The sequence below is a fragment of the Paenibacillus lentus genome (assembly GCF_003931855.1).
GTDB classification, from domain to species: domain Bacteria; phylum Bacillota; class Bacilli; order Paenibacillales; family Paenibacillaceae; genus Fontibacillus; species Fontibacillus lentus.
In genome coordinates this window covers 5,085,800-5,108,629 of record NZ_CP034248.1, presented here as the reverse complement: position 1 = coordinate 5,108,629, position 22,830 = coordinate 5,085,800, and the positions used below count along the sequence as shown (strand labels likewise).

Annotated in this window: 3 protein-coding genes; all 3 read left to right on the top strand. The window is 46.9% G+C overall.

The genetic code is table 11. The features are described from left to right. Window positions 1-9: 9 nt before the first annotated feature. Genes EIM92_RS22860 through EIM92_RS22850 form a run of 3 tightly spaced genes read left to right on the top strand, consistent with a single transcriptional unit; the run spans window position 10 to window position 22,779 of the window. Complete coding sequence (locus EIM92_RS22860) at window positions 10-7,662, top strand: non-ribosomal peptide synthetase (RefSeq protein ID WP_125084820.1); 7,653 nt, start codon at window positions 10-12, stop codon at window positions 7,660-7,662. 27 nt (window positions 7,663-7,689) lie between these two features. Then, window positions 7,690-15,267 (top strand): non-ribosomal peptide synthetase, encoded by a 7,578-nt coding sequence (locus tag EIM92_RS22855; RefSeq protein ID WP_125084819.1) that lies wholly within the window; start codon window positions 7,690-7,692, stop codon window positions 15,265-15,267. 27 nt (window positions 15,268-15,294) lie between these two features. Then, window positions 15,295-22,779 (top strand): non-ribosomal peptide synthetase, encoded by a 7,485-nt coding sequence (locus EIM92_RS22850; RefSeq protein WP_125084818.1) that lies wholly within the window; start codon window positions 15,295-15,297, stop codon window positions 22,777-22,779. Window positions 22,780-22,830 lie beyond the last annotated feature (51 nt).

Sequence of the window (22,830 nt, the reverse complement as noted above, 5' to 3'; positions counted from 1 at the left end):
GTGTACGAAATGAAATTGAACAAAGAGAAAATTCAGGATATTTACTCACTTTCTCCCTTGCAAAAAGGCATGTTATTTCATACGGTCAAAGACCCGGAAAGCTCTGTTTATTTCGAGCAGACATCATTTGTGTTGGAAGGCATGGTTCATCCCCGCTATTTGGAGGAAAGTATTCAAGCTCTGATCCGAAAGCACGACATATTTCGAAGCATCTTCCGTTATAAAAAAAATGATCCTGTTCAGGTCGTGCTTAGGGACCGAACAGCAAAACTGCACTACGAGAATATTACTCACTTGAGTTTAGACGAGCAGAAGAGATTTCTAGAGAATTACAAAAAGAACGACCGGGAAAGAGGCTTTGATCTTTCCCGGGATCTGCTTCTTCGTTTTTCCCTCATTCAGATCGGTGAAACACGATATGAATTCATTTGGAGCCATCACCATATATTGATGGACGGCTGGTGTACGGGCATTGTATTTGAAGATCTGTTTCAAACCTATCGCCAACTGATGGAGCATCGTCGGCCTTCATCGGAATCGGCTCCGCAATATGGGGAGTATATACGTTGGCTGCAGAAGCAGGATCATCACAAATCCATGTCTTTCTGGAAGGAGTACCTGGAAGGGTTTGAGGGCGCTACTGGAATTCCGCGATACAAAGAGCGAGCCGGACTGCAGGAGCAAAACGAACTCACATTTAACCTAGATAAGCAGATGACTAAAGAATTAAATCATATTGCTAGAACGCATCAAGTCACCTTAAATACCGTTATTCAAACACTATGGGGATTGCTGCTGCAAAAATATAATCAGACGGATGATGCTTTATTTGGTGCAGTTCTATCTGGAAGACCAGCGGAAATAGATCAAGTTGAACGAATTGTTGGACTGTTTATTAATACGGTTCCGGTTCGAGTCACCAGTGGTAACGGTCAGACATTTGTTGATATTTTACGGAATGTTCAGCAAATTTCTCTGCAGGCAGAGAAATATGGCTATATCTCATTAGCCGAAATTCAGGCTGGTTTTAATCATGTCGAGCTGCTGGATCATATTGTAGTTTTTGAGAATTTTCCAGTAGAGATGGAACAAGATGAAGAAGTTAACGAGTTGGGTTTTACCTTTCTGGATACGAATTCCTTTGAGCAATCCAATTATGCATTAACGGTTGTTGTAGTACCTGGGGAAGAATTGGCGTTCACTTTAAAATACGATCCGGAGGTCTATTCAGGCAATATCCTGGAGCGTATAGAGGGGCACTATAAGAATCTTGCTGAGCAAGTTATGCATCGTGCCGATGTTTTGCCGGAGGTATTACAGCTGTCCAATGGGAATGAACGCGACGAAATACTTTATTCATTTAATATGACAGCTGCAGACTATCCGCAGGATCGTACGTTATCTAGTCTATTCGAGGAGCAGGCGGCGAAATATCCCGAGAAGCTGGCTTTGGTCATGGGGGAAGAGCGCCTGACTTACCGTGAGCTAAATGCCCGGGCGAACCAGTGGGCACAGGAGCTTCGCAGGAAGGGCGTAAAGCCGGATCAGGCCGTCGGCCTGATTACCGAGCGCTCGCCGGAGATGATCCTAGCTATTCTGGCGATTCTGAAGGCGGGCGGCGCTTATCTGCCGATCGACCCCTCCTATCCGGCTGAACGTGTAGCCCATATGCTGCGGGATAGCGAAGCCTCGCTTTTAATCGCTCAGCATCCCGGGCTTTTGCGGGAGGAATACAGCTATACAGGCGAGACGCTCATCATGGGTGAAGAGCCGCTGCTGGGCGAGCTGGAGCACAATCCGGACCCGGCTGCACAGCCTGGCAATCTGGCGTATGTCATCTATACCTCGGGCTCAACCGGGCAGCCGAAGGGCGTGATGACCACCCACCAGAACGTCGTCAAGACGATCATGAACAACGGCTATTTGGAACTTACGCCGGAGGACCGGCTGCTGCAATTATCCAACTATGCCTTTGACGGCTCTGTCTTTGACATCTTCGGTGCGCTGCTGCACGGAGCGACCTTGATTCTGGCTGACCGGGAAACGGTGCTGGATATTCGGAAGCTCGGTCAGCTGCTGCGGGAAGAGAGTGTGAGTGTAGTCTTCATGACGACAGCTCTGTTCAACACGTTGGTGGATCTGGATTTGAGCTGTCTGGAACATACACGCAAAATTTTGTTCGGCGGCGAACTCGTATCGGTTCGTCATGTTCAGCGGGCTGTAAAGCGTTTAGGCCCAGAACGCATTATTCATGTTTACGGCCCAACGGAGACGACGGTATTCGCCACGTCTTATGAGGTGGGACAGCTGGAGGAGGACAGCTATACGCTGCCGATCGGCCGGCCGATTCACAATACGACGGCTTACATTCTCAACCAGGAGGGGGCTCTGCAGCCCTTGGGTGTGGCCGGAGAGCTGTGGCTTGGCGGCGATGGGGTAGCGCGAGGCTACCTGAACCAACCTGAGTTGACGGCGGAGCGGTTCGTGCCAAATCCTTGGGAGCCCGGCACGATGATGTACCGGACGGGAGATTTGGCGCGCTGGCTGCCGGAGGGAACGATCGAGTATCTGGGACGCATCGATCAGCAGGTGAAGATTCGGGGTCATCGTATCGAACTGGGCGAGATCGAGGCGAAGCTGCTGGAGCATCCGGTCGTGCGGGAGACGGTATTGATTGCGCGGCAGGACGATCAGGGCCATTCGAGTCTATGCGCTTATGTCGTGACCGACGGGGCCTGGACCGCGGCGGAGCTGCGTCGTCATCTAGCCACAAGCTTACCGGAATATATGATTCCGACCTCGTTTACCGGCTTGGCGCAGCTGCCGCTGACATCGAACGGCAAGGTGGACAAGCGGGCCTTGCCTGAACCGGAGCAGCAATTGGACGGGGTGTATGTGGCGCCAGCCAATGAGCTGGAGGAGCAGCTGGCGGCTCTGTTTGGCGAGGTGCTTGGGGTAGAAGTAGTCGGTACGCAGGACTCCTTCTTCGAACACGGCGGCCATTCGCTCAAAGCGATGACGCTGGCAGCGCGTATCCACAAAGAGCTGGGCGTGGAAATCCCGCTGCGGGATATTTTTACCCATCCGACCGTGCAGGAGCTGGGGCAAAGGCTACAGGACATGCAAGGGCAGGGTGGTGATTCGGCGGCGTATACGGCCATTGAACGTGCGCCAGAGCAGGAGTTCTATCCGGCATCGTATGCGCAGCGGCGGATGTACGCGGTTCAGCAAATCCGCGACAAGCATACGACGGCGTACAATATGCCGTTTATGCTGAATATTGAGGGAGCACTGGATGCGGAACGGCTTCGTGCCGCGTTGCAGGGCCTGGTATCGCGCCATGAGTCATTGCGCACCTCGTTCCATATGATCGGGGATCAGCTCATGCAGCGGGTGCATGAGTATGATGAGATCGCATGGGATATGGAACGATCGGAAGCGGCGGAATCAGCGGTGGATGAGAAGGCACGGTTGTTCATAGCTCCGTTTGACTTGGAAATCGCGCCGCTGTTCCGTGCGGAGCTTGTGCAGGTGGAGGCGGAGCGTCATGTGCTGATGCTGGATATGCATCATATTATTTCAGATGGAGTATCCACTGGCGTGTTGTTCCAGGACTTGAGCGCCCTTTACGAAGGAGCCGAGCTGCCGCCGCTTCGCATCCAATACAAGGATTACGCCATATGGCAGCAAAGCGGGGAGCAGGCGGCCCGTCTCCAACAGCAGGAGGAGTACTGGCTGAATCGCTATGCAGGAGAGCTGCCAGTGCTGGAGCTGCCGACGGACGAACCGAGACCTGCAGTGCAACAGTCTGAGGGAGACGCCTGGCATATGGAGATCGATGCGGATCTATTAGAATCCGCCAAGCGGTTATCTGCCGAGCGTGGAACGACACTGTATATGACCCTGCTGGCTGTCTATCAGGTGCTGCTATCTAAATATACGGGACAAGAAGATATTATAACGGGAACACCGATTGCCGGCAGACCGCATGCGGATCTGGAAGGCATCGTGGGGATGTTCGTTAACACCTTGGCGATCCGTACTCAGCCGGCAAGCGAGCTGACGTTTGAAGAGTATTTAGCTCAGGTCAAGGAGCAGGTATTGCAAGCCTACGCGCATGCGGATTACCCGTTTGAGGAGCTGGTTGAACAGCTGAGCTTGCCGCGCAACCTAAGCAGGCATCCGCTATTCGATACGATGTTCGCGCTGCAGAATATCGACATGTCGGATAGCCGCATAGCCGGATTGACTTTTAGTCCTCGTGAGCTAGATTGGAAAAACGCTAAGTTTGACCTGACGTGGATGCTAGTGGAGGACTCGAGTTTAAGAATAACGGTGGAGTACAGCACGCAGTTATTCCAACGCGATAGCGTGAAGCGAATGGGGAAGCATTTCGAACATCTTTTGCAGCAAGTCTGCAATAATCCCCAAGGTTTAATAGAGGAGATCGAACTAGCCACCGATGAGGAAAAAACACAGATCTTGAAGCAGTTTAATGCAACGGAGGCTGACTTTCCCGATCATGTAACGATCCATGAACTATTTGAGAAGCAGGTCATGCAGGCTCCAGAGCAAACCGCAGTTGTATTCGGCAACGAGCACCTTACTTACGACCAATTAAACCGGAAGGCGAATGTTCTCGCTCATATACTCATGCGAAAAGGGATCGGGAAAAATCAAATGGTTGGAATTATGTGCGAGCCGTCACTGGATATGTTTGTAGGTATACTCGCGATTCTTAAAGCGGGCAGTGCGTATTTGCCGATAGATCCCGATTATTCCTCCGAACGGGTTGAATATATGTTAGAGGATAGCGGGGCAAAGCTCGTCATTGTACAGCAAGGCATGGAACTGAGTCCTCATTACCGCGGTGAAATACTTGTATTAGGAACGACTCCTGATGATGCAGGGGCTGAATTGAAGGATGATTCTAATCCAGTACTTGTGAGTGAAGCATCCGATTTGGCGTATATCATTTACACATCTGGCTCTACAGGTCAGCCTAAAGGGGTTATGGTTGAGCACAGATCATTGGTTAATTTGAGCTTGTGGCATATTCAGCATTATGAAGTTACGGCTAAAGATCGAAGTACGAAGTATGCTGGTTCAGGATTCGATGCTTCTGTATGGGAGATATTCCCGTATCTTGTTGCAGGGTCAACCATTTATATCATTGATCAGGCGATTAGATATGAAATAGAGGAAGTTCGTTCGTTTTTCAACAATCATGAAATAACGATCAGCTTTTTACCTACACAGTTTGCGGAGCAGTTTATGAAGCTGGAGTGTCCTTCATTACGTTGGTTGTTAATCGGCGGGGACAAAGCGCAGTTTATTCAAAATAAGAGTTATCGGATTACAAATAACTATGGTCCAACGGAAAATACCGTTGTTGCTACTAGCTACACAGTTCAACCTGGTGATCAACGTATTCCTATTGGCCGACCGATTGCAAATAATCGTGCTTATATTTTGAATGCACAATCTCAATTACAGCCGATCGGAGTAGCCGGTGAGCTGTGCATTGGCGGGGCGGGTGTTGCTCGTGGTTATTGCAATCGTACTGATTTAACAAATGAGCGTTTTGTTGAGGATCCCTTTGTACCGGGAAATCGGATGTATAGAACAGGGGATATCGTGCGCTGGAAGGCTGACGGCAACATAGAATACATAGGTCGGATGGATGATCAAGTGAAAATCCGTGGATATCGGGTGGAGACAGGCGAGGTAGAGGCTGCGATATTAGCGAGTGGGCTTGTTAGCGAAGCGGTTGTTCTCTCCCGAACAGACCATCAGGAGCAAACTTATTTATGTGCGTATTTAGTAGTCGAGCAAGGGTATGACGCTGCGTCATTGCGTCAGTTCTTGATTCAAAAGCTGCCTCATTATATGGTTCCTTCTTTCTTTGTTGAGCTTAACGAATTACCGTTGACTGCCAATGGAAAAGTGGACAAGAAGGCTCTGCTTCAAATGAGCATGGATGACCGGGCTTCAACGACTGCCGATTATGTTGCTCCTTCGGAACCAATGGAGAAGTTATTGGTTGAATTATGGATGGAATTATTAGATGTGCCGCGCGTCGGCATTCATGATAATTTCTTTGAATTAGGCGGAGATTCCATTAAAGCCATTCAAATATCTGCACGACTGAACGAGCATAATTTGAAACTCGATGTGAAAGATATATTCCATCTTCAGACGATTTCTGAGTTAGTTTCTCATATACAGGTAAAAACGAATACAGCAGAACAAGGCTTGATTACTGGAATGACTTCCTTGAGCCCTGTCCAGCAATGGTTCTTTGACCAGAAATTTAGTATTTCGGATCATTGGAATCAATCGATGATGCTCTTCCGCCAGGAGGGCTGGGAAGAACAAGCTGTGGCGCGTGTGTTCACGGCCATCATGGAACATCATGATGCACTAAGGATGCTATTCAGGCAAGAGGGCGATCGTGTTGTTGCGGTGACTCGCGGGATGTCGGACGTGTTGTTCGGTATAAAATGTTTTGATTTAACCGCAGAGACAGACGTGGAGAGACGGGTGGAGGAGGAGGCAAATGCATTACAAGGCATGCTCAATATTGAGAATGGCCCTCTTGTACAGATAGGCATTTTCCGGACGGCTCAGGGCGATCATTTGCTAATTACAATTCACCACCTTGTCGTAGATGGCGTGTCATGGAGAATTCTTACCGAGGATTTAATGTCTGGCTATCTGCAAGTGCTGCGGAATGAAGAGATTAAGTTTCCAGCTAAGACGGATTCCTATCAACTCTGGACGCGAACTGTGACTGAATTTGCGGAAAGTGAATCGATGAAGAATGAGTTGTCTTATTGGAGAGAAATGATAGATTCTCATGTGCCAGAATTACCGAAGGATCGTTACTTGGACAGCCGGTATCAGCTTAAAGATACAAGTTATGCAAGTATACAGCTGACGGAAGAACAGACCCATCATTTACTCACGGATGCTCATTTCGCTTACAGCACACAGATTAACGACCTTTTGTTGTCCGGGTTAGTGTTGGCGATTCAGGAGTGGGCGGGAGTGAATCGTATCGTCATTACACAGGAAGGACATGGACGTGAGGATTTTGGAACCGGGGTGGACATCTCTCGCACTGTCGGATGGTTTACCTCTATGTTCCCTATCATTTATGAGCTTCAAAGCAACGAAATTGCACATGCAATTAAGCAAGTTAAGGAACAAACCAGACGCTTACCTAATAAGGGGGCAGGCTGGTTGATTGCAGAGAAAATCCTGCGTCAAACGGATCAACAGAATATTGGACTGCCTTTGCAGCCGGAGATCGGTTTCAACTATTTTGGACAAATAGAAGCTTCCGGTGCGGGTGGGGATTACGAAATGTCGGAAATGCCGATGGGGTATGAAATAAATCAGGCTAATGAAGGGATTTTCCCGCTTAACGTAAGCGGAATGGTCACGGAAGGAAAGCTCACGATTCAATTGTTTTATGATCGGCGATCATATGAGCATAACACCATCGAGCGGCTTATTCAGCGTTATCGTCAATATTTGCTGGATATTATCAGCCACTGTATAAACCGGGATAAAAAAGAGCTGACTCCAAGCGATTTTACGACTCAGGAATTGACTACTGAAGACTTGAACGCAGTATTTGCACTGTTAGATGAGTGAACCTAGGCATTCAAGAAGGAGGCCGTTATGCTGAATAAAGAAAATCTCAAAGATATTTATACATTATCCCCGATGCAGAAAGGCATGTATTTCCATAGCCTTAAAGAAAAAACGGCGGCATATTTTGAACAAATGCATTTTATGATTACTGGAACCCTTCATCGCGAGCACGTGGAGGAAGCTTTTAACTATATTTTGCAGAAGTATGATGTGCTGCGTACAGTATTTTTGCATAAAAATTTAAGCCAGCCTATGCAAGTTGTTCTCAAAGAAAGATATGCAAATGTCGAGTTTCAGGAAATTTCACATCTAGATCAGGAAGAAGCCTCTCGCTATGTTCAGCGTTTCAAAAAGGAGGATCAGGAGAGGGGCTTTGACCTCTCCAAAGATCTTCTTATCCGCTTATCTGTGCTGCGGGAAGGAGATGTGTATCATCTCGTTTGGAGCATGCATCACATTTTGATGGATGGTTGGTGTTTAGGACTTATATTTAATGATTTCTTTGATAAATATCACAAGTATCAAGCTGGGTTGCCCGTGGTTATGGAAAAAGTTCCTCCATACAGTGAGTATATTCGATGGCTGGAGAAGCAAGACAAAGAAAAAGCACGGGCATATTGGAAGCAGTATTTGGCCGGGTATTCGGAGTTGACGGGGATTCATCCTATGCAACGTAAAGATAATGATATACCTGGTGAACCTGCGGAGCATCTGGTTACTTTGGATCGAGAGCTTACGCAGAAATTATCTTTGCTTGCGAAGGAATGGCGCGTCACATTAAATACCGTCTTTCAAACTCTTTGGGGGATTCTGTTGTCCAAATACAACAATAAAGGAGATATCGTATTTGGTTCAGTTGTATCTGGCCGTCCCTCGGAAATTCCTCAGGTCGAAAATATGGTTGGTCTATTTATTAACACCGTGCCTGTTCGTGTCCAGATTCAAGAGGAAGATAACTTTGGGAGTTTGCTGACCAGAATTCATCAGTCTTCCCTAGCAGCCAAGTCATATGAATATACGCTGCTAGCTGATATTCAGGCCGATACTGGATTCTCGGGGGCGTTGTTTGATCATATTCTTGTTTTTGAAAATTATCCGATTGGCCAGAAAGGTATGGCCCAGCAGGATTTTACGATTGACAATATCAGTACGTTTGAGCAGACGACATTTCCTCTTAATGTAGTCATTCGGCCTGGCGAAGAAATTAGTATCAAAATTGAATTTGATTCCTCTATTTACTCAATCGAAGAAATTTCACGCCTTGGCGGACATATCGGTCAGTTAGCTCATTCCATTACCTCCAGTCCCGATGAATCAGTACATTCTTACACGATGCTTACGGACGCAGAGGAGAGACAGTTGTTCTTTGATTTTCAAGGAGAAACCGTACCTTACGATAAGCAAAAAAATATACCACAGTTGTTCGAAGAACAGGTTGAGCGAACGCCGCATTTGGCAGCTGTAACATTTGAAGATAAATCGATGACCTATGCTCAATTGAATGCGCGGGTAAATCGTCTCGCAAGGAGACTACGAGAGATAGGAGTGCAGCGCGAGCAGATTGTAGGCATCATGGCTGAACGTTCAATGGAAATGATAGTTGGAGTGCTCGCTATTCTCAAAGCTGGCGGAGCTTACGTTCCTATTGATTATGACTATCCACCAGAGCGAGTGCGGTATTTACTCGAAGACAGCGGAACCCGCGTATTACTTACCTGCTCACAGGCGGGAAAGACCTTGGAGGATATGGATCATATTATAAATTTGGAAGATGAGGCCTCTTATGCAGAGGATGATTCCAATCTTGAAATGGTCAACTCATCTACTGATTTGGCCTATGTGATCTATACTTCAGGCTCAACAGGAGCACCTAAAGGTGTCATGATAGAGCATCAAGCACTTCATAACCTGACTCTATCGGCGGGTGTATATGGAATTCAAGAGGGAAGCAAGGTTCTGCAATTCGCCTCTTTAAGCTTTGATGCGTCAGTCGGAGATATTTTTCATACGCTGCTGACAGGGGCAACACTAGTCTTATCCCGCAAGGAGCAGCTGTTATCTGGTCTAAGCTTTATCGAATGGCTGAACGAGCAGGAAATCACAAGCATTCCTTTTCTGACTCCCTCAGTGATCAAGCATCTGCCTTACAGAGAATTGCCTAAATTGACGACAATCTCTACGGGTGGAGAGGTTTTGCCAGCGGATGTGGTTCGCACATGGGGAGTAGGGCGCCGCTTTTTGAATGCTTACGGCCCAACGGAAACAACGGTCGATGCCGCCATTGGTTTATGCTTGCCGAGCATGAATAAGCCTACGATCGGAAAACCAACGATTAATAAAAAAATTTACATTTTAGATGCTGCTGGTGCACTTCAACCGATAGGCGTACCGGGAGAAATGTACATTGGTGGTGAAGGACTGGCCCGGGGTTACTTGCATCGCCCAGAACTGACGGCTGATAAATTTGTAGCTAATCCCTTTGAGCCAGGCACACTTCTATATAAGACGGGTGACCTGGCACGTTGGCTGGCTGATGGAAATATCGAATTTCTAGGCCGGATAGATGATCAAGTCAAAATTCGCGGATTCCGCATAGAGCTTGGTGAAATAGAGGCCTGTTTAAATCAGGCGCCGTCTGTCATACAAGCGGTTGTGGCCGCACATCAGCGTGACGCTCAGGACTACTTATGCGCTTATATTGTCAGTGAAGGAGAATTAGATATTTCTGCACTGAGGCAGTTTGCAAGAGAGACATTACCAGAATACATGGTACCGTCCTTCTTTATGCAGGTTGAGAGCATACCGTTGAATGTGAACGGAAAAATAGACAGGGCAGCCCTGCCAGAGCCTGAAAACTCTGGATTTGGCCAGCAGCATTACGAGGCGCCATCCAATCCCACGGAAACGGCCCTGGTAAGTATTTGGCAAAAGGTATTAGGGGTCGAACGCATAGGTGTCGAGGATAATTTCTTCGATCTGGGAGGGCATTCGATTAAGGCTATGATGCTTGCGACGCAGATTCATAAGGAGTTGCAGGTAGAAGTTCCGCTGCGGGAGATATTTGCGCTTACTACGATTAAGCAGATGGCCGGTTATATCGATGGTATCGAGAATACGATATATTCTGCTATCGAGCGCGCGCCGAATCAGCAATACTATCCTGTGTCTTCTGCCCAAAAACGTCTTTACATCATCCAGAAAATTGAAGATACGGATTCGGGTACAAGTTATAATATGCCTTCTTTCTATCGACTTCGGGGAGGTATCGATATTAAGAAGCTCGAAGAAGTATTGCTCACAATTATCAACAGGCATGAATCCTTACGGACATCATTTCATATGATCGGGGGAGAAATTGTTCAGCGCGTCCATCAGCAAGTAGATTGGGTCCTGAGTTATGCAGTTATTGGGGAAGAGTCCCTAGAGGACATCAAAAATGAATTTATTCAGTCGTTTGATCTCAGCCAGGCACCACTATTTCGCGCAAGTATTGTTTCCTTGGGCAAGGATGAACATGTCCTAATGATGGATCTGCACCATATTGTAGGGGACGGTATTTCATCAGGAATTTTGTTTGATGAATTAGCCCGTCTATATCGAAATGAGACACTGGAAGAGGTTTCAGCGCAATACAAGGATTATGTGTGGTGGCAGCAAGCTGAATCCAAACAACATCAAGAGGATGAGGCATACTGGTTAGAGCAGTATTCGGGAGAATTGCCTGTACTGGAATTGCCAACAGACTACCCGCGGCCGCCTGTTCGTTCATTCGACGGGGCATATATAACCCATATGATCAACGAAGAGGCTGGCAAAGGATTAAAGAAATACGCCCAGAAAGAGCGTATGACGCTGTACATGGTTTTATTAGCTGTATATGATATTTTGCTGCATAAGTATACGAATCAGAGCGATATTATCGTGGGTGTGCCCATTACGGATCGCCCGCATCCGGATTTACGGAATACCGTCGGAATGTTTGTTAATACGCTAGCTATCCGTAATCAATTTGATGCAGGAGAGCCGTTCGGTGCTTTCGCGAGACGCGTGAAGAATCAGGTGCTCAATATGTACAAGCATCAGAATTTCCCGTTTGAAGAATTGAGCGAGAAGCTTAGCGTAACCCGCGACGTTAGTCGACATCCATTGTTTGATACGATGTTTGGCGTTCAAAATCTAGAAATGCCTGAATTCACTTTTCAGGGGCTGGATATTGAACCCTTGGAGCTGAACTGGAGAAATTCCAAGTTTGACATGTCCTGGATGGTATTTGATTCAGAGCGCTTAATGATCGGTGTGGAATACAACACGTCCATATTCTCCGAAGAGACCATTCGAAGAATGCTGGGGCATTTTGAGCGGATCGTAGAGCAAATACTGACGAAGGAAGATGTCCTGATTGAGGATATTGAACTGATAACCGCGGCGGAAAAGCTGCAAATATTAGAACAGTTCAACCATAAGCCTGCCCAAATTGAAGAGTTTAATGAGACGATTCAGGAATTGTTTGAAGAACAGGTGCAAAAAACTCCAGATAGCATCGCCGTAGTATATAAGGACGAGAAGCTTACTTATGAGGAGCTTAATAACCAAGCGAACCGAATAGCGCGGCTGCTAAGAGAACAAGCGGCCGACCGGGATCGAATCATTGCGATTATGCTAGACCGATCACCGGATTTGCTAATCGGTATATTAGCAACGCTCAAAGCAGGGGCGGCTTACCTGCCTATTGATCCTCAATATCCGGAAGACCGTATTGCTCATATGCTGACCGATAGCGGAGCAATCTGCCTGCTCACCCAGACGGGTGTTCACATTCCAGATGAGTATGACGGCTCGATTCTATATATGGATGATGCGGATATATATCGGCATGAAGATATCTCTAACCTTAAACCGATTAATCGGCCTGAGGATCTGGCTTATGTCATCTATACTTCCGGTTCCACCGGCAAGCCAAAGGGAGTAATGATCGAGCACCGTTCGTTGCACAACTTGCTTTATCTTGGTGAACCATACGGAATTAGAGCGGGCAGCCGAGTATTGCAATTCGCATCCATTAGTTTTGATTCATCTGTGGCTGAAATCTTCCCGTCCTTGCTAACAGGAGCAACATTATATATGGAGGAGAAGGATGAGTTATTGTCCGGTCTCCTAACGTACATGAAGCAACATGAAATTACTACGGTTACACTTTCACCTTCGCTTTTAAGAGCATTGCCTGCAGAGGAGCTGCCACAATTACAATATGTTATTAGTGCTGGAGAGGCCTGCTCCGTAGATATTGCCCGAACATGGGGCGAGAATCGCACCTTTATCAATGCTTATGGTCCAACTGAAGCAACGGTCTGTGCGAGCTATGAGGTGATTACACCAGACTCTCTAAAGGTGACGATTGGCAAACCGTTTAAGAATCAACAATTGTATATCATAAATGCTCAACAGCAGCTTCAGCCTATCGGGGTTCCAGGAGAACTATGTATTGGCGGCCGGGGCCTTAGTAGGGGATATTTGAACAGGCCGGAGCTAACAAATGAGAGGTTTATTGAACATCCGTTTTCTCCAGAAGATCGTTTGTATAAAACCGGAGATCTGGCACGATGGCTGCCGGACGGGCGTGTTGAATACTTGGGCCGGATGGATGATCAAGTGAAGGTGCGCGGGAACCGTGTCGAGCTTGGAGAAATAACGAACTGCTTGGTTGACTGTGAGCCTGTGAAGGATGCGGTTGTGATTCCTGTCCAAGATGAACAAGCGCAAACCATACTCTGCGGATATATAACGGTTGAAGGTTCTTGGAGCATATCTGAATTACGGAGGCATTTAGGTGAATATCTTCCGGAATTCATGATTCCTGCTCATTTTATCGAGGTAGATTTCATTCCTCTAACGGCGAATGGAAAAGTGGACAAGAAAGCACTGCCTGATCCGCTGGAGTACATCCGTAAGAACAGCTTCTCTTCGGTTATCCCTGCCTCTAATCCGCAGGAAAAAATGCTCGTTCAGGTTTGGGAGGAAGTGCTGCAGATTGAGCCGATCGGAGTACATCATAACTTTTTTGAGTTAGGTGGAGACTCTATCAAAGCGTTGCAAATTGCCGCCCGATTGAGTAAAGAAGGCTATAAATTAGATACGAGGCATATGTTCAAAAATCCGACGATCGCCGCAGTTGCCCCATTTATCGAGTCTACGACCGCCTTGGCGGATCAAAGCATGGTGGAAGGAGAATTGCCGCTTACGCCGATTCAACACTGGTTCTTCGAGCAGGAATTCGTTCATCAGCACCATTTTAACCAATCGATGATGCTGCATAACGAACAAGGCTGGGAACGTTCGCGGTTAGAGCAAGTGTTCACGGATTTGGCCATTCATCATGATGCATTGCGTATGGTATACCCAGAGGTTGGTCATGGAAACTCCATCAAACAATATAACCGAGATGATAAGGAAGCATTGTTCACTCTAGCGGAGTATGATTTGTCGCAGAAGGATGAGGCTCAGCTCATTTTGGAACGGGAAGCCAATGCGCTTCAGGAAAGCATGAATTTATCGACGGGTCCGTTAATCAAGCTCGGTTTATTCCATACATCGAAAGGAGATTACCTCTTGATCGTCGTTCATCACTTGGTGATCGATGGGGTATCCTGGCGAATTTTACTGGAGGATTTCAATACGTTATATAACCAACAGGGAGAGCTTCCTGCCAAAACAACATCATTTTATGAGTGGGCGTATCGCCTTAATGAGTTTGCTAATCACAAAAAAATGAAAAAAGAGCTTGTCTATTGGCAAGAGGCAGCCAATGTCCGGGTACCACCTCTACCGATGGCTACAGAGAAGAACGCAGCGCTTTGTCCGAATAAGGATTACCGGGAATTCAATTTCTCTCTTGGAAAGCAAGAGACAGAAGATTTATTGACTAGGGCAAATCATGCGTATAAGACAAAATCCGACGATCTCCTGCTAGCTGCATTAGTCATGGCTTTGCAGGAATGGACGCAAGAATATGTTTTCAGCATCAATCTGGAAGGTCACGGACGCGAGACGATTATGGAAGGGATCGATTTGTCCCGTACTGTGGGCTGGTTTACTACCCAATTTCCGATTATTTTTCGTCTTGAAAGTGTATCGCTCTCGGATGTCATCAAACTTGTCAAGGAAACTTTGCGTAAAGTCCCTTCTAACGGCATAGGATATGGGATCTTAAAGTACTTGTCACCTAACACAGATATATTTAACAGCTTGGATGAGCCTTCAATCTGCTTTAACTATTTGGGACAGCTCGGGGATGGAAGTGAAGAAAAAATCGCTGCTCCTATAAAAGCGGGTGAACAAATTAGTCTCCACAATCATAGCCCATACCCGATGGAGTGGACCTGTATCGTTTCGGGAGGAGAATTACAAGTCAATCTAACTTACAATCCTCATCTCTGCGAAGAAGAAGAGATTAAGCATTTGTTCGACAGTTATTCCCATTATTTAGTGGTTATCATTAATCATTGCAACCAAAGGGATAACTCGGAAATGACTCCGAGTGACTTCAGTACTAAAAAGTTATCTTCCGATGACTTGGACGATGTGTTTGCAACCTTGAGAAATCTATAAGTTGATTAAGAAGGGAGGTTCTAGTCGATGTTTAATCCTTCAAATGTAAAAGACATTTACAGCTTGTCGCCGATGCAGCGGGGAATGTTATTTCATTATATGAAAGATCATGCTAGCAGGGCTTATTTTGATCAAACTAGTTTTCAAATTACTGGAGCCTTGGATAACAAAGCCTTGGAACTAAGCTTCAAAGAAATCATCCGTAAATACGATATACTCCGCACTGTATTTGTATATACGAAGGTGAAGGAACCGATGCAGGTGGTTTTGAAAGAACGGGAGGCCGCCATTCACTTCGAGGATATTTCAAATTTGGAGCCTGCAGCTCAGGAGGCCTATCTACAAAACTATAAAGAAACCGACCGGAATAGAGGCTTTGAGCTCTCACGCGATGTTTTGATGCGATTGTCTGTTTTTCAATTATCATCCGTGCGTTACCACCTCCTCATCAGTACTCATCATATTATTATGGACGGCTGGTGCCTCGGGATATTGTTTAAAGAGTTATTTGATCTATATCATCTTCAGATTACTGGCAGTCCTTATCCCACAGAACCTGCTGTACCTTATAGCAGATATATACAGTGGCTGGAGGAACAAGATGAGGAGGAAGCCAGGCAGTTTTGGCAAGTCTATCTTGAGAATGTAGGCGAAGCTTCGATCCTGCCTCAGCGGCTAGCAGAGGCTACAGATCGGCAGGACATCGTGAAAAGCACATTTTCTTTTGACAAAGAGCTGACGGATTCCCTGCAAAATTTAGCCAAAAGCTGTCAAGTCACATTAAGCACTCTTTTTCAGACGATGTGGGGCGTGCTCCTCCAAAAATACACGAATTGTAATGAAGCTTTGTTCGGAGCGGTCATCTCTGGCCGATCTCCGGAAATTCCGGAGGTTGAGAAAATAGTCGGTATTTTCATTAATACCGTGCCTGTGCGCATTCAAGCAACCAGAGGTATGACTGTCAGGCAGCTGCTGGGTCAGGTACAGGAATTTTCGGTGCTGACGGACAAGTATGGCTATCTTACTTTGGCAGACCTGCAGGAATTGACTGGCTCCAGTAAACGTTTGGTTGAGCATATTGTTGCTTTTGAGAATGTTCCTACTTCGGCCGATTCGCCTGTAGTGGAATCCATAGAAACGGGGCAGGCCGATGATACTGGTGAAATCAGTATCCAAAGTCTGGAGGATGACCATGAGCAAACTCATTATGATCTTAGTGTTCAGGTACAATTAGTTGAAAAATTGATGGTTAAACTATCCTACAATTCGGCAGTGTATACGGCTGAAAGTATTGCGCTTGTATTCGGGCATTTAGTTACAATCGCTCAACAAATCATTAATGATCCTGATATTTTAATTCAGGATATATCCATTGTGACAGCGGAAGAACGGCAGCAGCTGTTATTTGAATTTAACGATTTCCATATAGAGCTGCCTGAGGGACAGACGGTTCATGAACTATTTGAGCAGCAAGTGCTGTCAACTCCAGAGAAGCAGGCGGTGGTATTCAACGGGAACAGTCTTACTTATGGGGAGTTAAACCAAGAAGCAAACAAAGTGGCACGGATGATTAGAAGTCATGGGGTTCTCCCTAATGAAATTGTTGCTCTCATGGTGGAGCATTGCTTGGAAATGATTATCGGGGTTCTCGGCATTTTGAAGGCTGGTGCAGCTTATATGCCAATTGATCCGTCATACCCTGTGCAGAGAGTTGAATACATGCTGGAAGACAGTCGTACTGCATATCTGCTGATGACCCCTCAGCTTCGTGCTCCCGTCTCATTTGGAGGGACAGCGATTATGCTCGAGAAAGCAGCTTGGGACGGATATTCGGAGGAGAACGTAGAACCTGTCCACCAGTCTGAGGATTTGGCTTATGTAATATACACTTCGGGATCAACAGGACAACCCAAAGGGGTCATGATTGAACATCGTGCACTGGTTAATTTATGCGTTTGGCATAATCAGGCGTTTAACATGACTTCCGATGATCGTTGTACAAAGCTGGCGGGATTCGGCTTTGATGCATCCGTATGGGAGACCTTCCCAAGCTTAACTCGGGGAGCAGCCTTGCATATTTTGGATGAATCCATTCGAGGCGATATCTATGCTTTACAGAATTACTTTGAAACCAATGGAATTACGGTTAGCTTTTTGCCTACACAGCTAGCTGCCCAATTTATGGAGCTGGATAACCGATCATTGCGACTTCTTCTAATCGGTGGCGACAGGGCAAATCATATGACTTCACAGCGGTACCTTGTTGTCAATAACTACGGGCCCACCGAAAATACCGTGGTGACCACAAGCGGTGTATTGGATGCAGAAGATCGTAGACTGCCGATCGGAAAGCCTGTGGCAAACCATCGGGTATGCATTTTGGACTTGTCCGGTCACTTACAGCCTGTCGGTGTTCCGGGTGAGCTATGTGTTTCTGGAGAAGGGCTAGCCAGAGGCTATCTGAACCAGCCCGCCTTGACGGCAGAGCGATTTATCCAGCATCCGCTTTTACCCGGTGAACGAATGTATCGTACTGGAGACCTGGCTCGTTGGCTGCCTGATGGAACGATCGAATATTTGGGACGATCTGATGAACAAGTGAAAATTCGCGGGTATCGAATTGAACCTGCGGAAATTGATTTTAAATTGCTTCAACACCCGGCTGTTCGCGAGGCGTTGACGATTGCGCAGAATGACGCCAAGGGAGACACCTATCTATGCTCTTATATCGTTGTTTCCGAGAAATGGACGATACCAGAGCTGCGTAAGCATTTAATTCAAACTTTGCCGGAATATATGGTCCCTGCTCACTTCATGGAGCTTGCGGAACTGCCGTTAACAGCGAATGGTAAAGTCGATCGCAGGGCTCTGCCTCAACCGATGATACAGAGCGAGAGAGTCTATATGGCTCCACGAACGGAGACGGAGGAGAAGCTGGCCGCTTTATTTGCTGAGGTCTTGGGAGTACCGGCAGTGGGGATCGATGATCATTTTTTTGAATTGGGCGGACATTCCTTAAAGGCGATGACATTGGTGTCTAGGATTCATAAGGAAATGGATGTAGAAATACCGTTAAACGATGTGTTTCTGCACGCGACGGTGAGAGAAATGGCTGATTTGCTGAGTCAGGCAGAGAGCTCCGGTTTCCAGAGCATTCCTCTAGCGCCTATCCAAAAATACTACCCGGTATCCTTTGCACAGCGAAGAATGTACGTTGTTCAACAAATGACGGATACGGAGATGACGAGTTACAATATTCCGCTTCTATTTGAAATAAAAGGGGAATTGGATGTTCAGCAACTCCAGTCTTCCTTGGAGAAGCTAGTGCAGCGGCACGAGGTTTTACGGACTTCATTTCATATGAAAGATGGGAATTTAGTTCAAGAGATACATTCAGAAGTACGGACACCGCTGGAAATCATCCATACTACTGAGCAGCATCTTAAAGCTGAATTGGAAGGCTTTATTCGCCCATTCAAGCTTACAGAAGCCCCATTGTTCAGAGTAGGTCTTGTAGAAACGGAAATGGATCGGAAAATATTCGTATTGGACATGCATCATATTATTTCGGATGGTGTATCGACGAACGTATTGTTGAGTGAGCTTTTCCTACTCTATCAGAACGAGGAGCTTCCCTTCCAACGGCTTCAATATAAAGATTATGCGGTATGGCAACAGGCGCCAGAGAAACAAGCTCAATTGCAGCAGCAGGAGCAGTACTGGCAGAACCAGTTTGCTGATAATTTGCCAACGCTGGATCTGTTTACGGATTATCCGCGACCAAGTATACAGGATTTCGCGGGTGATCAATGGACATTCCAATTGGACGCGGAGTTGCTTCGCCAAATCAGGACCTTTTGTCATGATCAGGGAATTACACTATATATGTTTTTGCTAGCAACCTATCAATTGTTGTTATCGAAATATACTGGTCAGAAAGATATTGTGGTTGGATCGCCGATTGCCGGCCGACCGCATGCAGATCTGGAACGAGTCGTGGGCATGTTTGTAAATACGCTGGCTTTGCGAGGCAAGCTAGAACCAGGTCAATCGTTTACGGCTTACCTTTCCCAGATGAAAGATGTGGTACTCGAAGCATATGCGAACTCAGAGTATCCGTTTGAACAGATCGTTGAAAAACTGAACTTGAGCAGGAATTTAGGTCGGCATCCGCTGTTTGATACGATGCTATCCTTGCAAAATATGGAGGTATCGGCCTTACGTATTCCTAATCTAGAAATTTCATCGTTTGATATGGGCTGGTGCCAAGCCAAGTTTGATTTAAATTGGATGATTGCCGAAGGGGAAGAGAGTCTCCATTTTACCATTGAATACAGTACCAGCCTTTTTAAAGAGGAGACTATTAAGCGGATGGGCGTACATTTTGCTCACCTTATTTCTCAAGTGATTGCCCAGCCTAATCGATCCTTGGAAAGCATTGAGCTGGCCACAGTTGAGGATCAACGTAGCATTCGCGAGATTTCTGGGGATTATTCCAGCTACCCCCGGAGGAGAACGCTGCACAGTCTTTTCGAGTCGCAAGTAAAGAAGCGGCCGGATAGCGTAGCTCTGATTATGGGAGATCAACAGTTAACCTACCATGAGCTGAATGAGCGTGCAAACCAGCTGGCCCGCATACTTCGGCGCAAGGGGGTACAGCCGGATCAAGTTGTGGGCTTAATGACAGAGCGATCCTTCGATATGATTGTCGCTATTCTAGCTATATTCAAAGCGGGTGGTGCCTATATGCCGATCGATCCGTCCTACCCGGATGAACGGATAAATTACATGCTGGAGGACAGCCATGCGCCGTTATTGCTCGTTCAGCATTCCGGGCTGCTCCGGGCTGAGCTCGACCATGCGGGCGAAATACTCATCCTGTCCGAAGTTCAGGCGGAGGGTGAATCAGGGCAGAACCTGAGACCGGTCGCCAAAGCGGACAATCTGGCTTATGTCATGTACACCTCGGGATCTACAGGGCAGCCGAAGGGCGTGATGACGACGCATCGGAATGTCGTTAGAACGGTTGTAAATAACGGTTATCTGGACATTACGCCGGAGGATCGTTTACTGCAATTGTCCAATTACGCCTTTGACGGATCGACTTTTGATATTTACGGAGCGCTCATCCATGGAGCAACCCTCGTGCTGGTTTCCCGTGAAGAAATGCTGGATCCATCGAAGCTGGTTCATCTCATCCGTAAGGAAGGGATTACGGTGACCTTTATGACCACCGCGTTATTTAATACGCTGGTCGATTTGGATCTAGAGGGACTGGAGCGTCTGCGCAAGCTGGTATTTGGGGGAGAGCAGGCCTCGGTTAAGCATGTACAGAAGGCGCTGGACAAGCTGGGAGAAGGGCGGCTGGTCAACGGATATGGACCAACGGAAACGACAGTGTTTGCGGCGACCTGGACAGTGGATCAAAGTGTGCATGAGAGCGGCATAGTTCCGATCGGCTGGCCGTTGAACAATACGGTGATTCACATCGTGGATGCGGCGGGACGCTTGCAGCCGATCGGTGTGGCCGGCGAGTTATGTGTGAGCGGCGATGGGGTAGCTCGTGGCTACCTGAATCGTCCCGAATTGACGGCAGAACGGTTCGTGCCAAATCCTTGGGAGCCCGGCACGATGATGTACCGGACGGGAGATCTGGCGCGCTGGCTGCCGGGGGGAACGATCGAGTACCTGGGGCGCATGGATCAGCAGGTGAAGATTCGGGGTCATCGTATCGAACTGGGCGAGATCGAGGCCAAGCTGCTGGAGCATCCGGTCGTGCGGGAGACGGTATTGATTGCGCGGCAGGACGGTCAGGGCCATTCGAGTCTATGCGCCTATGTCGTGACCGACGGGGACTGGACCGCGGCGGAGCTGCATCGTCATTTGGCCTCAAGCTTACCGGAATATATGATCCCGAGCTCGTTTACTGGTTTACCGCAGCTGCCGCTGACATCGAACGGCAAGGTGGACAAGCGGGCCTTGCCTGAGCCGGAAGTTGGGGTGCAAATTCAGAGAGATCGTGTTGCACCAAGCGATGAAACGGAAGCTGCTTTGCTGGACATGGTTGCTGATGCCATGGGTATTGATTCCAAGAAGCTAAGCATGACAGATAATTTATTCGAATTAGGTGCGCACTCGCTCACTATTTTGAAAATTCTTGGTAAATCCTATGCTATGAACTGGGAATTGGAAATGAAAGATTTCTATACGTATAGCAGTCTTGGTGAAATAGCGCAAAAAATTCGTGAACAAGATGATGCAGCGGCTAAGCAGGCTATGAGGCTCGAAACGGATTCTTTCCAGTTCTCGGAACCCGTAAAGGTTCCAGTTGTTCCTGTCGTCAAGAAAGATCACCAGTTACAACATGTACTGTTAATTGGTGTTACTGGCTTCCTTGGAATTCACATGCTTTATGAGCTTTTGTCCTCGACTACAGCTGCGGTGACCTGTCTTGTGCGCGGATCCGATGAAGAAGATGCTTTGGGACGTGTAAAGGATAAGCTGAAATTTTATTTCGCTGGGTCGTCCAGCCTGTCTTTTTCAGAAGAATGGTTTAACCGTGTCATTGTTCAGAAGGGCGACATTACGCAGGATCAATTTGGATTGGAAGATTCAGAGATTATTGCTCTGGGTGCAAAGGTAGACACAGTGATTCATACCGCTGCACTAGTTAAACATTACGGATTTTATGATGAGTTTGAACAAATCAATGTTCATGGCACGCGGAGAGTCGCGGAATTTTGTAAAGCTTATGATATACCGCTTCACTATGTATCTACCTTGAGTGTTGCGGGAACTACGGTAATGGGCAAGGAAGAGCTTCAAATCTTTACGGAGAAAGACTTCTATATCGGACAGGATTACCGATCCAATGTGTACTTACGGAGTAAGTTTGAAGCTGAGGCCGTACTGATGGAAGGCCTTGAGCAGAATTTGGATGTATTCATATACCGGGTTGGTAATTTATCGGGACGTTACGTAGACGGATGGTTCCAGAAAAATATCGCTGAAAACATGTTTTATCTCACACTGAAAGCTCTTATAGCCCTCGAAGGCGGTGATGCAGAATTTTTGCAAGGCCTTGTCGATCTTACGCAAATTGATATTTGTGCGAAAGCGATCATCACGATTATGCAATCAGAGAAAATCACGGATCGGGTGTTTCATCTGTCCAATCCTCATCTGGTGACCTATGGTGACATTTATAAAGCTTTCGAGAAATTCGGCTTCAAACAACATGAGAATACATATGAACAGCTGAGGGAGAAGCTTCTTCAATTTCAATCACTTGACGAGGAAAAGCAATTACTGGCGGGTATTATTACGACACTGCTTGATCAAGGGGATCAGCAGTCAAAGCCCAATGTCTATGTAGACAATAGTTCTACTCTACGATTGTTGGAGGAAATCGGATTCGAATATCCTGTGCCAGATAGCAGATATTTGAATATGTTTGCGGCATACACCATCAAGACAGGGTTTATCAAACAAGAGCAGGGGACAGCGACTTGATGAACTGGGGCAGAGTACTCGAGTGGCGGTAAGAGCGTGTAAAGGAGCATG